We start from the raw sequence: 15,338 nt of genomic DNA on the forward strand, positions 1-15,338 counted from the left end.
ATTATTGCTTATATAAGAATTCTATTTATTATATCCTTTGTATATGATTATATTTGCTAATAATAAAATACTAGGCTTTTCTTTAACCTAGTATTTCTACATTACTTCAACCCATTAAATTACAGTAATCAAATTTTTGCAGTTATACTTTAACTATAATTTACCCATTATATTTAATAATTTTTGATAACTATCTACCTTATGATACTTAACATGACTAGTGGATAAATCATTAAATAATTTTTCAGCACATGCTATTTTAGCTTCTTCTATTTTTCTTAAATGCATACTCTCCATAGTTCCTTTAGTCTCTGCTATAAAATAGATATGCTTTACTGAGCCTTCCTTGAATGCAATTGCCCAATCTGGTGAATAATTCCCAACAGGAGTTGGAATTTGAAAAGTTCTAGGAAGTTTTGCATAAACACAAACTTCATCTGCCCCATCAAGCTCTTCAGCAAATTTACGTTCTATACTCTTTTCTGCAATTCCATCTGTGAATACGTAATCTTGAATATGTCTTTTTGCTAAAAATGCTTTTGAAAAATCTTTTCCTTTATTCTCTGCTGTGAAGATATTACTATCATAACTTCCTTCAATTTCATTATAGCTAATATGATCAACTATCATTGTGGCTTTTTCCTCTTTAATTAATTTAATTGTCTTTGCTATAAATTCTTCCGGGTTATATTTAAACATGGAAAATATATTAGGCTCAATTCCTTTTAGTATTTTTACTACTGTTTTTCTAGTTAATATGGTTCCTTCTGAAATTTTCCCAACCAAATCATACTTTACTCCACTTATTTCTGAATGATCCAGGGTCTTTGTTTTAGTTAAAGTATTCTTAAAAGCTTTACCTCTTTCTAATTCATTAACATCAAAATTTTCTTTTTGTTCAGCTTGAGATAAAGTATATTGTAATTTTGATACAAACATATTTCTATTAATATTCTTTATTGCATTTTTTATAAGTTCATCACTTTCAAAATAAACAGTATAAGCATACTTATGATTAATATATTTCCATAATGTTTGAAATTCCTTCTTATAGAAATTATCATTAAGTTCATTTTCTTTAACTTTAGGCTTATTTCCATTATCCATCATGTTATTTAATACACTTTCATCAAATACACTTTGAATTATTTTATGTATTCCATCACAAATAGAAACCAAATTTTCAGGCAAAGAAGCCATGCACTTATTTTCTAAATCTACCCTATACTTTTCAGTTATATTGTCATCATCATCAATATAATCATTTCTAACTAAATAATTATGAATTACATTAGCTTGTTTTTTATTAATTTCTACTATTTCATCATTAGTTAAAACTTTCTTGCCTATGAAATATTCTATCGTTGCTTTCTTAGGTCTATCATATAAATCTTGTCTAATATCTTTTTGTAATCCTTCTACAAAATCTTTATAACTTTCACTTGCAATAACTGTTAACTTATTTACATTATGAATAGTATCCTTATCTATTCCTGGATAATTTAAATCTAACCTATCACCATTTTGATCAACACAAAGTCTAAGACCTCTCCCTACTTCTTGACGCTTTTGAGTTGCACTATCACTATGCTTTAAAGTACAGATTTGAAATACATTAGGGTTATCCCATCCTTCCCTTAGAGCTGAATGGGAAAATATAAATCTAGTAGGTTCATCAAAACTTAATAATCGCTCTTTATTTTTTAGTATCAAATCATAAGCAGTAATATCATCACTTTCTGTACTCTTTCCTTTTGTAGTTGAATTTACTATTCTTTTTGTCTTTTTGTCAATGCTAAAGTAACCCTTATGTGTATCTTTCACATCAATACTTTTTAAATAATTAACATATGGAGTATCTAATAAAGTAATATACTCATTTAAAATGCTTGTATATTCCTCCTCGAAAATTGTTGCATATTCAGAGTTAATCTCTTCTCCATTTTCATCATAAACTCTATACTTAGCTACATCATCAATAAAAAAAAGAGATAATATCTTTATACCTTTATTAAATAATGTTTCTTCTTTTTCAAAGTGTGAAGCAATGGTTTCTCTTATTTGAATTCTCCTCATGTCTTTTTCAGAAATATCCCCAACAATAATTCCTTTAGAAATAACTAATCCATTAGTAAATGTAACAGTCCCATCTATTGGATTTATTTCATTTATAACAAAATTATCTTTATACTGTTCCATTTCCTTTGATGCACTATAAAGATTATCTCCTACATCAAAAATGCGTGTTTCTCTATTTATTGATTTAACATATTTGATCTCTAACTCTATCTTTGCTCTTGGTGGCTTTTGGGAAGAAATAATAATATCATCTAAAAATAAATATTTTTCTGTGCCTCTAAAATTTTTCACTTCAAAACCTTTTACTTCTATCTTCTTAACTAATCTTTCATTATAAGCGTCCAATGCATCTAACACATACACAAGATTATGCTGTTTAGTATGAGTTGCAGAATAGTTTAAACAAAATAATGGATTAAATAATTTTAAAGATTCCTGTGTGGCTTTTCCACCTAATTTTTGTGGTTCATCTATTATTAAAATAGGTCTATTAGCAGCTATAACATCTATAGGTCTTCTACTTTGAAATTCATCTATTTTTTCATAAATACGCCTAGCATCTGCTCCCCGTGCATTAAAAGCTTGGGCATTTATTATCATAACATTAACATTTGAGCTGCTACTGAAGTTATCTAGATTATTTAAATTCTTACTATTATAAATAAAATATCTCGCTTTTTTATTATAATGCTCCATAAAATGTTCTTGTGTTATTTCAAAAGTCTTCTTTACCCCTTCTCTTATTGCAATAGAAGGTACAACTATAATAAATTTACTAAAACCATATTTTTTATTTAACTCAAATATTGTCTTAATATAAACATAAGTTTTTCCTGTGCCGGTTTCCATTTCTACATCAAGACTGCATCTTCCTAAATGCTTAACTAATTTATTAGACAAATTTATGTTATTAATTGATTGAATATCTCTGATATTCTTTAATATTTCTTCATCACTAATAACAATATTAGCATTTTCAAACCCATGGCTATTTTCTATATCCCCATAATTATTTTTTATCTCTATTTCCTTTGGCGACATTCCATTTTCAACATTATTTATATATGTAACCTGTTCTGTTTCTTTTTCTCTTACACCTAAGTCTCTAGTATATTTAACATGATCATTAAATGGTTGACCTTTAAAAACATTTATAACGTTTTCTATTGCTCTTGTTTGGTAATCTTGTATTTTAAATTTAAATTTCATATCTATATCCTCCTACAATATCTTTCTTATTGTATTTGGACTATAGATTTTAAATATCTCTTCAAAATTAGTAGCTACAGAATCATTACTTAAACAACTATCCCTAAATACAGCATAAAATGGGTTCATCTTTGCTATTTCTTTTACTACTTCTTCAATAATATCATTATCAAAGCATGCAACAATATTACCTTGTCCAACATTGAATACTTTTTTACCTTGTATTTCAATTTCTTCAATATCACTAGATAATAGTTCACCTAAATCTAGCATAACTTGGAACAACAAGTCCTCATTTGAACGATCTCCTTTTATATTACTTTCTAACTTATCAATCATCCTTTGGTTAACCTCAACTGGACTATAAAATACATCTTTCATATTACTAGAATCTAATTTAAGAACTCTAAAGCCAGTATCTAAACTTACTGCTTTATCTGGATTTTCTTCTTTTATTTTTTTACCAGCTCTTCTAATACGTTCTTTTCCTATTTCACATATATTTTTATATCCAGCTTTAAATGCTTCGGATTTTTCTTCTGTTGCTTCTGGAAGTTGTACCATAATAAATTTACGATTTCCTCCGTCTTCTGCATTTAGTTGCATAACTGCATGAGCTGTTGTTGATGAGCCAGCGAAAAAGTCTAAAATAATATCATTATCATTTAGTGTACAGCATTTCGTTAATTCTAATAAAAGAGACGTAGGCTTAGGATAATTAAAAACTGAATTATCAAACAAAGACTTTAATTCAATTGTTGCAGATTGATTCATAAATTCACTTTCTACGGGAAATAAACTATTAACTGGATTAAAGTAATTTGATGCTTCATTTTTATACCTTTTAAAAATGAAGCCCCTTTCTCCATCTTTGTAATTTTCTTTAAATTTAATCTTCCCCTTTGCTATATACCTTTCTAATGTATTTTGTGAGAATGCCCAAAATCGTCCTTTAGGGGGATAATCCACTCTATCAGTATAAGGATTTTTTATAGGGAAATATGTGGTATCTCCTCCACTCTTTGCACTAGGATCCCCTGAGCACCACCTACCCAATGGATCATTGTCTGGATTAGAATAATTCTCAAACCTCTTTTCTTTTCCTATTAACAATACATTATTTTTTTCTTTTGTATATATAAATAAATTTTCATGTTGTAAGTTAAATCCATTTGCATTATCACCTGTCATAGATTTTGTTTTTCTAATAATTTCACCTACAAAATTTCCTTCCCCAAACACTTCATTACATAGCTTTTTTAAATTTTCAACTTCATTATCATCAATGCTTATAAATATTACTCCATCCTCACTTAATAAATCTCTAGCCAACTTCAAACGAGAATACATCATATTAAGCCAATCTGTATGAAATTTCCCATTACTTTCATTGTTTTTTCTAATATCATAAATCATATCCCCATCTTCATCATACTGTCCACTTAATTCACTAAATTCTTCGCTACTCATTGCAAAATTATCTGGATATACAAAATAATCATTACCAGTATTGTATGGTGGATCAATATAAATCATTTTAATCTTATTTAGATAGGTTTCTTGAAGTAATTTCAATACCTCTAGGTTATCCCCTTCAATGTAAATGTTTTCTGTGTTATCAAAATCAACACTTTCTTCTCTACAAGGTCTAAGTGTTTTATTTATTGGTGTATTAGCTCTTAATATTGCCTCTTTTTTTCCTGGCCAATTCATTTGATATCTTTCTTCTTTTCCTTCAACTATAAATTTTGATAATTCCTGCTTTAATATATCGAAATCAATTGCTTTTTCAACTATAGGCTTATTATTTTCATCATATACTTTTATTCTTTCTGTAATAGTATTAGGAAATAAATCCTCTATTGTTTCTATATTTACATCAACCTTACTTTTAGTTTGCATTTTAAGCTTTTCCATTATTATCCCCTTCTAATGTCCTTATTACTTCTTTCTGCTTTATTATTTCTCTCCCCATATCAAACTTCTTCTTCGGTTGTGTTTCTTTAAAGGCTTTCTTTTCCAAAGCACTTATTTCTTTTTTTATCTTTTGTATATTGTTAAATCTTTCTAAAAAGCAAGTTAACTCTTCATTTTCATTAGGTTTTAAATCCACTAGATTAAAAATTAAATTATCATAAATTTCTCTTATCTTTATACAATAAGGTAACTCTTTTAATTCTTCCTGCTTCCATTTGCTTTCGTAAATATTTCCAAACTTTATAGAATCATTTTCAACATATCTATGAATACATAACTCCTTAAATTTGCCTTCGCATTTAAAAATAAAATAATTATGTATGTCCATAAATCTATTAAAGACTTTTATAAACTCAAGTGGAATTCTCTTTTCTTCTAAATCTATTTTAAAAATAAATATCTCTTTACAGAAATTATCAGATTTTATATTTAAAGTAGCTTCTGAAATTACATTATTTAGAGTAATCTTTTTAATGCATGAGGCGTCATTCTTTAAATTTTTATCTGCATTGATCATTTTTAATATTTCTTTTAACTTAAATTCTTTATTAACTAAGGTCTTGCTATTAAATTGAAACATACCATCACCTACCTTATAACCACAAAAGCTATAAGTTCAAAGTCATCTAAACCTTTTATCTTTTCTTGAAATAAAACTTGACTTCCTACTTTAAAGAGATTCTTCAAATCTTTTTCTTCTTTTACACTTACTATGCTTTCAATTGCACTATGAAGAAGCTCACCATACTTGCCCATTTTGTATCCATCTTTAGTTTCTTTATTGAATATTTTACAAATATCTTTCAAAGGTTCATTTTTATTTTTACAAGTTGCTCTTAAAATATCCAATATATTTTTTATTTCCAAATGATTAAATTTTATTTTCCCATCATCTTCTACATATACAAGGTAATATGGATGCAGTATATTTTGCTTTTTAATATTTACTTCGTTAGTGGTGTTTTTTAGCACATAAATTACACCTTTTTCAATTCCAAGTTCTTCATTTAATTTTACTACTGCATGCATACCATTTGGTGCATGTTTAGGTTCTCCAATAGCTTTAATATACTCAACCATGTCCATCCTAAAATCATTAAGTCCTAAATCTGTAATACTTATGCTTCCATCAACATCTTCTAAGTCTTGAAGTTCCCCATCTTGTAGCTTTTTAAGCTGAACTTTCCTGTAATCAGCATTTAATTGTTCTTCTGAAATTGGGTTATCATCGGCTGTGCTAGTAGCGTCAACTATTGTCATACGACCCATTACCCTGTCATTTAAATTAATGTACTCATCTAATGATATATTAGGCCAAAAATTTACTAATTGAATATATTGATTTTTGCTTCCTATACGATCAATACGTCCAAACCTTTGAACTATCCTTACTGGATTCCAATGTATATCATAATTTATACATATATCACAATCCTGAAGGTTTTGTCCTTCTGAAATACAATCAGTAGCAATTAATACTGTTAACTCCCCACTTTCATTTGGATAAATTAATTGTTTTTCTTTGCTTATAGGTGAAAAAAACGTTAATATCTTATCCATATCACTTAAGCCTGTTATGGTTGACTTATTTCCTCCAGAACCACCCTCAACTTTAGCGGTTTCAATATTATATTTATTTTTTAAATAACTGCTTAAATAGTTATAAAGATATGTGGTTGTATCTGCAAATGCTGAAAAAATTAATACTTTATTATTTCCTTCATTGAAAGGATTATTAATTTTATTATCTATAATCTCAACTAATTGTTTTAATTTTGCATCATTATTATCAGTTATTTTTTTTATTTCACTTATTAAGTACTTAAGTATGTTAATATCCCCTGTAATATCCCTTTCCCAGCTGATTAAATCCATATCTTTTAAAGCTATTTTTACTTTCCCTTTTGTTGTGTCATTTGTAAACTGCATATTCTCTTCATATAATTCATCAATTTCATTTTGGGATAAATTATCAACAAGATTTTTAACTAAACTTTTATTACCACTTTTGTATTGCTTTATATCTTCTAATGTATTAAAATTAATACCCAATATCTTACTTAATGTTATTCTAAAAGCTTCTACAGAACTTTCTAACCTTTTAAGCATCATAATAGTCATAAGTCTTTGCAATGACTTTTCACGGCTAGATTGCTTTAAAGCACCTTTTCCTTCAATCTTTGTATCATACATTTCATTATATTTATCAATCTTACTTGCAAATATATAACTCATTGGAGCATAAACTGCTAAGGTCATACTACTAATTTTACTGTATATATCATCATAACCAACAACATTGTGGTTTTTAGTTAAATCACAATAGTAAGATTGAGTTTTTAACCTTTTAGGAAAGCTTCCTATATCCTTTATATCATAGTATTTAACAATATGTTTTCTACTTCTAGCAATTGTCACACTATCTAATAATATAGAAAAATCCATATCTAAATTCTCAAGTAAGTCTTTGGCTTTTCTATCTTCTGAAGGTACTTTAATCCACTCATCAAATACTCTCTGAGCTTTTAAAAATATCTGCCTTATAGATTGATCTGTATCTAACTTACTTTCAAATTCTTCAAGATTATCACCATATGCTAAAGCTAATTGATTTTTCAAATCTTTAAACTTATTATTTACAGGGGTAGCGCTTAACATTAATACCTTAGTTTTTACACCTGGTTTCATTACTTTATTTATTAAAAATTGATATCTTGTTTCCTTATCTTTATATGGATCGTTATTTCTAAAATTATGACTTTCATCTATAACTACAAGATCATAGTTTTCCCAATATATTTCTTCTAATTTTTGTCCATTGCTTGTACCGGACTTTCTCCCTAAATCTGTATGATACAAAACATCAAATCTAATTTTATCTTTGTAAAAAATATTAGTCTTTTTATTTCCTATATACCTATTCCAGTTATCTGATAATTTTTTAGGACATAAAACTAGTATAGATTTATTCTTTAAGTCATAGTATTTCATTACTGACAAGGCTGTAAATGTTTTCCCAAGACCTACACTATCTGCTAATATACAACCGTTGTATTTTTCCAACTTATTTATAATTCCTATAGATGCATCTTTTTGGTAGTTATATAGTTTATCCCAAATTATAGTATCCTTAAATCCTGTTAAATCATTAGGCATATAATCTTCTGATAGATCTTGTAAAAATTCATTAAAAATATTATATAAAATAATAAAATAAATATATTCTGGTGAGTTTTCTTTATATGCACTAGAAATGTACTCAACAATCTTCTCAGTTACATCTTCAAATTTCTTATTATCATTCCACATATCCTCAAATTGTTTTAAAAATATTGTTGTTGTGGAATCATCATTAATTTTTGTTATTGCTTTAAAAAGAGAATTATCTTTTTCATAGCCTAATTCACCAGTTGTAAAACTTTCAACTGGCATATATGTAACATTATTTTTTTTCTCCAGTAATAGAAATAAAATTAGGCATAGAGCCACTTGAAATATTAGATTTAAATTTGACTTTCCCTTTAATCCAGTTAGCACATTCTTTAGCTATAGCCTTTTGTGTTAATTTATTTCTAAGCTTTATTTCAAATGGTGTACCATATAAAGTGTTTTCCCTTATTTCATGTGGTATGTAAAATTCCCTACTTTCTTTTTTTATTTTATCTGCTATTTTATCTTCAATAAAAGTTGGGGAAGAAAAAATAAATTCGAGTTCCTTAACATTTTTTAGCTCCTCTTTAAGCGCATCAAATGCATAAATAGAAAAACATGATGCTATTATCTTAAGTTTACTTCCATTTTCAAGCTCTTTTTTAATGTCATCACCTAACAATTTATTCTGATTATTTATTATCTCCATAACAATTCCCCTTAAATAGTAACTAGGTTATATGACTATCTTATCATTTTAATTGGTATTTTAAAATATTGTGTTATTTAATGGTTAATTTTCCTTTTATAATTTTTTTCTCACAGTCTAGTTGCTAAAAATCATATTCACTGCAAAATCTTTTAAGATTTTATGAATTTATTAAAATCTGCTTATTTGCTCGTCATAAAGCTTTTCCTTATTAAAGTATATTCTATAGTGATTCTCTAATCTCACCAAAGATTTTCAGTTTCATTTCTTTTGATATACTATTTCCATTAGGAAAATACTGCATAAAAAATACTGAATTACATTCCTTTAATAGTTTACCATAATTGCCATAATCATTAATATCTTCAAGCTTCCTAAAGTCATTTACTCTATTAAACTTATTTTTAATTTTACTATGTATAATGCACACTGTTTTGGGCTTATACTCAATAATTTTTCCTATTAAACTTTTTATATGTTCTTCTGAAACTTTCACCTTTTTGCTACTAGTCTCTACCCTTTCTGCAACTACATCAATAATCCCAAACTGCTTATTTTTATAATTAAATTCTGTTCCACCAAATACTTGCTCATCTGCATTAAGTTTGTCTACTTCTACGGTAACTAACCCACTTTCATAAAGCAATTTAAAAAATGTTGACTGTTTACCAGAAAAATAATGACCATTAGAATTAGATTGTTTTGGTGGGTTTAAAGCAACGAATAGGATGTCTAAATTATATTTTAAATACTTATCAATAGATAAGTTACCCTGCATAATCTCCATATAAACCTCCTTCTCCATATTCAGTTCAAACACTGTAACGAAGTTACTCGACTATTTAAAAATATTTATAATATTAGCGAATAGACTTTTGTTATATCCAATTACAAGCATGCTTCTATCGGATTAACCCCTTTATTTTGGACAAACTCTATTAAATTCTCGCTATTACTTCAATTTTCATGCCATCATAAGTTATAGGCTTAATTCATTTACTATGTATTTTTATACACTATAACTTAACTGTCATCCATTCTAGAGTTTCTCCAGAATAAAGGTTATAAAATTCACTTGGAGTCTTATATCCTAAGCTTGAATGAATTCTACGGTTATTATATCTTTTCATAAATTCATCTACACTTATAAATGCTTCTTTATAATCATTAAATTCATTAACACTAAAACACTCATCCTCTAATATTCTGTGAAAAGATTCAATATGGGCATTCTTATTTGGTGTTCTAACAGGTATTCTCTCATGATGGATACCCAAAATTTCACAAGTCTCTTTGAAGGTATTACTAATAAACTGTGGACCATTATCAGTTCTTACTACAGGTAATTCAATATCCTTTTGAAATAAATTTCTTTTAATAAGACAGCGCCTAAGGGTAGCTGCGGTATCTTTAGCATCACAACTTAATCCCATATGATAGTCAATTAATGTTCTGTCAAATACATCAATTACATTTAGTAAGAAGAAAAATCTATCTTCTCCTTTTATATAGCCGTATTTAATATCTAGCTCCCAAACATTGTTTGAAGAGTTTACTTTTCTATTTATAGCAATACTCTTCTTAACTTTATCTTTAACTTTTCTCTGAGGCCTTAGTAAATCTAACTCTTTGCATAATCTATATGCTTTCTTATGGTTCAATACAAGCTTATATTCACGCTTGAGGTGTTCTTTTATCTTTCTATATCCATAAAACTCTGCATCTCCATTTATTGATTCTATTATCCATTCTTTTATTTGTTCATCACAAACTTTATCACCACTAAGATTAAATGAATATCCAGGAGCAGGTTTACCTACAGGTTTCTTTTTTATCTTATCTTTATTGGCAATATTATAGTAATAAGTTGATTTGCCTAATTTTATAATCTTAAGTACTAATAATGCACAATATCCTTGTGATATATATTTTTCACAAATTTCTACTTTATCTTTAATTGAGGGTTTACTTTTTTTAATAAGTCTCTAAGTATTGAAATTTCAAGATCTTTCTCACCTAACAGTTTCTTTAAATGATCATTTTCTTGCTCTTTTTCTTTAAGTTCTTTAGTTATTTCTTTTCCCTCAATTAAAGTTGATGATAAACCTTGTTTTTTTATCCATCCATTGACCGTTGATCTTGCAATTCCATGCTTACGTGCAACTATACCAATATCTTTTACATTATTAACTTCCTTAATGATTTGGGATTTAAACTCTTCTGTATAATTCTTCTTTTTCATGTATAATCACTCCTGACAATATTATTATATTTTACATAACAGATATTGTCCAATATCATTTAGGGGCTTAAGAGCTATTACCATTAAACCCATTCTCACCAAAATAATATTTAGCAATAGATTTATCAGTTACTTGCCATTGTATCATCCTACTTGGAATACCACAGTTACAATAAATATTTATTAACAATGCTGTATTTGGTTCTAGTTTTTTTAGCCTATAGACAACCTTGGACTTTTTTAATTTATCTCTTTTGGTGATTTTAAGTTCATAAATCTTAAGATTCTTTAATTCTTGCTTTACTGGAGCTATTAATGTGTACTCTCCACCACATTTTTCGTCACAAAATTCAACTATACTATGATACTTATCAATTTGTGATTCAGTAGGATTTGCAATTATGGTTATATCATCATAAATATGTTCTGTTTTAAATATGGCACAAATCACCTTTGCTATACCTATAAATAACGATAAAATTCCTATTATTCGTAATATCCAATCTAAAATATATGCTAATTTGTCCATACTTCCCCCCCCTATTTAACATTTCTCTATAAGTTTTTACCCCTAAAAAGTATCCTCCTAATTTCTAATTACTTCATGTTTAAACTTAAATATTATCTAAATTCACATAAATAACGTGTAAACCCCCATCCTTTAATGCAAATTTTTTCATCATACTATATTCTATAGATGTCCAATTTCTATTTTATTTATGATTTTTAGCACCTGTCCAAATTTTGATTTATATACTATTCTTGAAGTATCAGAATTACTTACTCTAACATTTAGTGAATAAGCGGTAACAAATCTATATTTATTTATCCTAATGCTATCTAAATTAAAATTTTTAAATTGCTCCATTATTCTTTCCATAAAATATTTTACCACAAAACGTTATAGAAATGTTTATACAAATACAAAATAGCTAGATGGCTCCCTTACTCTTCTTTTGTGTAAAATAGTTTGTTAAAACTTATTTATCCTATTGGTCTTAATTAAAAATAATACATAAAGATAATTACAAAAGAAACAGCTTGGAATATAGTTTTACTACAACAAGATATGCAAGTATTAATGAATTATGTGAGTAGCTTGAGTTAAGATATCAAGAAGTGAAAGCTGCATTTTAATTTTTATAGAAGCTCCTCTTGAGTTTTATCTTTCATTGAGTATTGATATTCGTACATTGATTATCGTATTCAGCATTAACAATTAATCATTAAAAATGACCTATATCCTCTACAACGGGGTGTCTTTATTCGTAGGTTCCAACATTATATTTTCTTTATTTATTTCTGGTATATCTATACAAACCTGCTCATAATATTTTTGGTTAGTTACAACATAGATATTTTCTTTGGGAACCATAGGTAAAATTCTATCTACAGTATTTCTTAAAAAGCTTTTCCCATTTATTATATTTAAAAATTGCTTTGGATTATTATCTCTAGATAAAGGATAAAGCCTAGTGCCTTTCCCTCCTGCCAAAATAAGAGCATAAAGCATAACCAAAAAACACCTCTGCCAATTGATATACATTTATACTATGTATATATCTTAGCAAAGGTGAAAGTCTTTCTACATATAGAGAAATTTATACATTCTAATACTACCATTTTTCAAAATGAAAGTAAAAACCCACTATGTCCTTTTATTATTATATTAATATATCTTTCTTTTTAAAATTAAAATATGAAATGGCATAACATATTATAATCCAAGAGAGCATTACTATTATACCACTCTTAAGATTTATGCTAAGATTTCTCATACTTCTAGCAATGTTACCTTCTAATAAAGATATTGGGTCTCCATAAGTTATAAAAAGTAATTTACTTATTCCCCTAGACTGTCCCATTATTGCATTAAGTATTTGTAACATAATAATTGAAATTACAGAAATCGCCATAGATATCATACTGCTCTTTACAATGGTTGAAATTAAAAATGCTAATGTGCAAGCAACCATAATATATAGGGCTTGAATTAAAATTGCAATAAGTACAAACTTCCACATAGGCATAAGAGAAGCTGAATTAGGAACATTTATAATATTAAAAGTACCATCAGGATTTACTCTGGCCTTATCATACATAAATTTCATTCCTTGAATCACTGGATAGTTAAAATTTCCAGAACCTCTAAATATACTTATACCTATAAAAAATAGAAGTTCTCCACTTGTTATTAAAGTTATTGCTGAGACTACTAAAGATATATACTTAGCTAAAAGCACCTTTCCTCTTGCTACTGGCTGAATAAGTAAAAATTTTAATGTAGGTGGAGTATATTCTCCTGATACCATATCCGCAGCAAATACCACAACTCCTAAGGCTAAGAAACTTAACCCAATATTACTTAAAACACCTACTAAAAAGTTAAATCCATTTAACACATACTCTCCTACTGGTTCTATATCATTTTCTAAAAGATATTTTGCCTTAGCAATTTCCATTCTTAAATACTCAGAGTCAGGATTATTTTCATTCTTTTGAAGGTTATAATTTGCCTCTGTATTTTTTAAATCTGCCTTTAATTTAACTCGCCAATCAATCTTTTTGTCCTTTTCTTTTATTTCCTTCTTTAATTCTTCTATACTTCCTTTATTTTCCTTAATATCCTCATCTATTCTTTTTAAATTTAGTTCTAGTTCTTCTGGTTTATCCTTTAAATCTTTCTTTAATCTTTCCTTATCTTCTTCTAGGTATTTTAAACTTTCTTGCATAGATAATATTCTATTTTCTGGTTTTTCACTTTCTAAAACGAACTTTTCATTTTTATAACTGGCAAATACCATAAAGCCAAGTAGTGCTAAAAAACCTAAAAAAACTACTAGGGTCTTTGCCCTTTTAAATAGTTTAATAAACTCATTTTTAATTAAAACAACCATTATTTTTTTCCTCCTTTAACCAATTCCATATACCTTTGTTCTAAGCCCTTATGTTTTATATAAAACTCCATTAGTTCTACATTTCTTTCTACTAATCTTTTTATAATTAAAGGAGAGTGTTTTTTATAAATTCTTATTTCTAGTGTCTTCTCAAGTTCCTTAAAGTATAATATCTCTTCCATACCTTGTAATTCTTCTAAACATTTCTTCTTATTAACTGGATCTAATATTACTACTACACTTTCCTCTTCATCTTCTTGTCCATTTTTTTCTACGGATTGTATAACACCATTATTTATAAAGGCTACAGTATCACATAACTGTTGAACCTCACTTAAAATATGAGAAGATATAAATACGGAAATTCCTCTTTCTTTGGATGCTTTTCTTACTATTTCCCTAAAGTCTAAAATTCCATTAGGATCTAAACCATTGGTAGGCTCGTCTAATATAAGCAACTTAGGATCTGAAATTAAAGCTGCTGCAAGACCTAGTCTTTGTTTCATACCTAAAGAATATTTCTTTACTTTCATATTAATTTTATCTTTTAATCCCACAAGTTCTATTAGTTCATCAATTTCTTCTTTTGAAACTCCCCTTACTCTAGCAATTTGCATCAAATTTTCTCTACCAGATAAATATGTATATAATTCTGGATTCTCTACTACAGCCCCCACATTAGAAAGAGCTTCCTCTCTATCTTTCTCTAAATCATGTCCCATAATCTTTATGCTTCCACCATTGCTATGAATAAGCCCTACAAGCATCCTTATGGTAGTAGTTTTTCCTGCACCATTAGGTCCTAAAAATCCAAAAATCTCTCCTTCTTTAACCTCAAAACTTATCCCCTTTATAATTTCACTCTTTCCAAGACGTTTTTTAAGATCCTTAACTTCTAATACATTCATCGGAAAATCCTCCTTACTATATTTAAAATAATTATACTATATTTGGTATTAAAGTAAAATCACTTTAAGAATATTGTAAGTATTTTTTATTAATATCTTATGGATTGTATGAATTTTTTTAGACTTTTTTGAGAATAATAATTGTACTAGCAGGAAAGATGCACAAA

At 27.5% G+C, this 15,338-nt stretch carries 11 protein-coding genes and 1 pseudogene; all 12 read right to left on the bottom strand.

The window, feature by feature from the left end; translation table 11 throughout:
• Positions 1-153: 153 nt before the first annotated feature.
• Positions 154-3,288 (bottom strand): type III restriction-modification system endonuclease, encoded by a 3,135-nt coding sequence (locus FNZ64_RS02460; protein ID WP_142413286.1) that lies wholly within the window; start codon positions 3,286-3,288, stop codon positions 154-156.
• A gap of 12 nt (positions 3,289-3,300) precedes the next feature.
• The gene (locus tag FNZ64_RS02465; RefSeq protein WP_142413287.1) at positions 3,301-5,205 is read right to left on the bottom strand and encodes a site-specific DNA-methyltransferase; all 1,905 of its coding nucleotides are present in this window, start codon (positions 5,203-5,205) and stop codon (positions 3,301-3,303) included.
• Positions 5,192-5,845: a DUF4391 domain-containing protein gene (locus FNZ64_RS02470; protein WP_142413288.1), complete on the bottom strand. Its 654-nt coding sequence runs from the start codon at positions 5,843-5,845 to the stop codon at positions 5,192-5,194. Before FNZ64_RS02470 ends, FNZ64_RS02465 begins: the two co-directional genes overlap by 14 nt.
• Before the next feature lie 8 nt (positions 5,846-5,853).
• Complete coding sequence (locus FNZ64_RS02475; RefSeq protein ID WP_341472618.1) at positions 5,854-8,697, bottom strand: helicase-related protein; 2,844 nt, start codon at positions 8,695-8,697, stop codon at positions 5,854-5,856.
• Positions 8,698-8,707: 10 nt separating this feature from the next.
• Complete coding sequence (locus tag FNZ64_RS15075) at positions 8,708-9,124, bottom strand: phospholipase D-like domain-containing protein (protein WP_341472619.1); 417 nt, start codon at positions 9,122-9,124, stop codon at positions 8,708-8,710.
• A gap of 223 nt (positions 9,125-9,347) precedes the next feature.
• Positions 9,348-9,911, bottom strand: a complete 564-nt coding sequence (locus tag FNZ64_RS02480; protein WP_185903654.1) for a uracil-DNA glycosylase family protein — start codon at positions 9,909-9,911, stop codon at positions 9,348-9,350.
• A 229-nt stretch (positions 9,912-10,140) separates the two neighbouring features.
• Positions 10,141-11,366 (bottom strand): IS3 family transposase gene (locus tag FNZ64_RS02485; protein WP_142413290.1). Its coding sequence is split into 2 segments (ribosomal slippage): positions 10,141-11,075 and positions 11,075-11,366, totalling 1,227 coding nucleotides; the frame shifts between segments, so codons are not numbered across the junction.
• Positions 11,367-11,433: 67 nt separating this feature from the next.
• Positions 11,434-11,895 carry a hypothetical protein gene (locus FNZ64_RS02490; RefSeq protein ID WP_142413291.1) on the bottom strand — a complete coding sequence of 154 codons (462 nt, stop codon included), beginning with the start codon at positions 11,893-11,895 and terminating at the stop codon, positions 11,434-11,436.
• A 162-nt stretch (positions 11,896-12,057) separates the two neighbouring features.
• Positions 12,058-12,246, bottom strand: coding sequence for a hypothetical protein (locus FNZ64_RS02495; protein WP_142413292.1), 189 nt, complete (start codon positions 12,244-12,246; stop codon positions 12,058-12,060).
• Positions 12,247-12,621: 375 nt separating this feature from the next.
• Positions 12,622-12,879, bottom strand: a pseudogene (locus FNZ64_RS02500) (sugar phosphate nucleotidyltransferase); the annotation flags it as partial.
• A 151-nt stretch (positions 12,880-13,030) separates the two neighbouring features.
• The gene (locus tag FNZ64_RS02505) at positions 13,031-14,263 is read right to left on the bottom strand and encodes an ABC transporter permease subunit (RefSeq protein ID WP_142413293.1); all 1,233 of its coding nucleotides are present in this window, start codon (positions 14,261-14,263) and stop codon (positions 13,031-13,033) included.
• Entirely contained in the window at positions 14,263-15,171 is a 909-nt protein-coding gene (locus FNZ64_RS02510; RefSeq protein WP_142413294.1) for an ABC transporter ATP-binding protein, read from the bottom strand. The genes FNZ64_RS02505 and FNZ64_RS02510 overlap by 1 nt, the downstream gene beginning before the upstream one ends.
• Positions 15,172-15,338: the final 167 nt, after the last annotated feature.

It is taken from the genome of Hathewaya massiliensis (assembly GCF_902143515.1).
Classification (GTDB): Bacteria; Bacillota; Clostridia; order Clostridiales; family Clostridiaceae; genus Hathewaya; species Hathewaya massiliensis.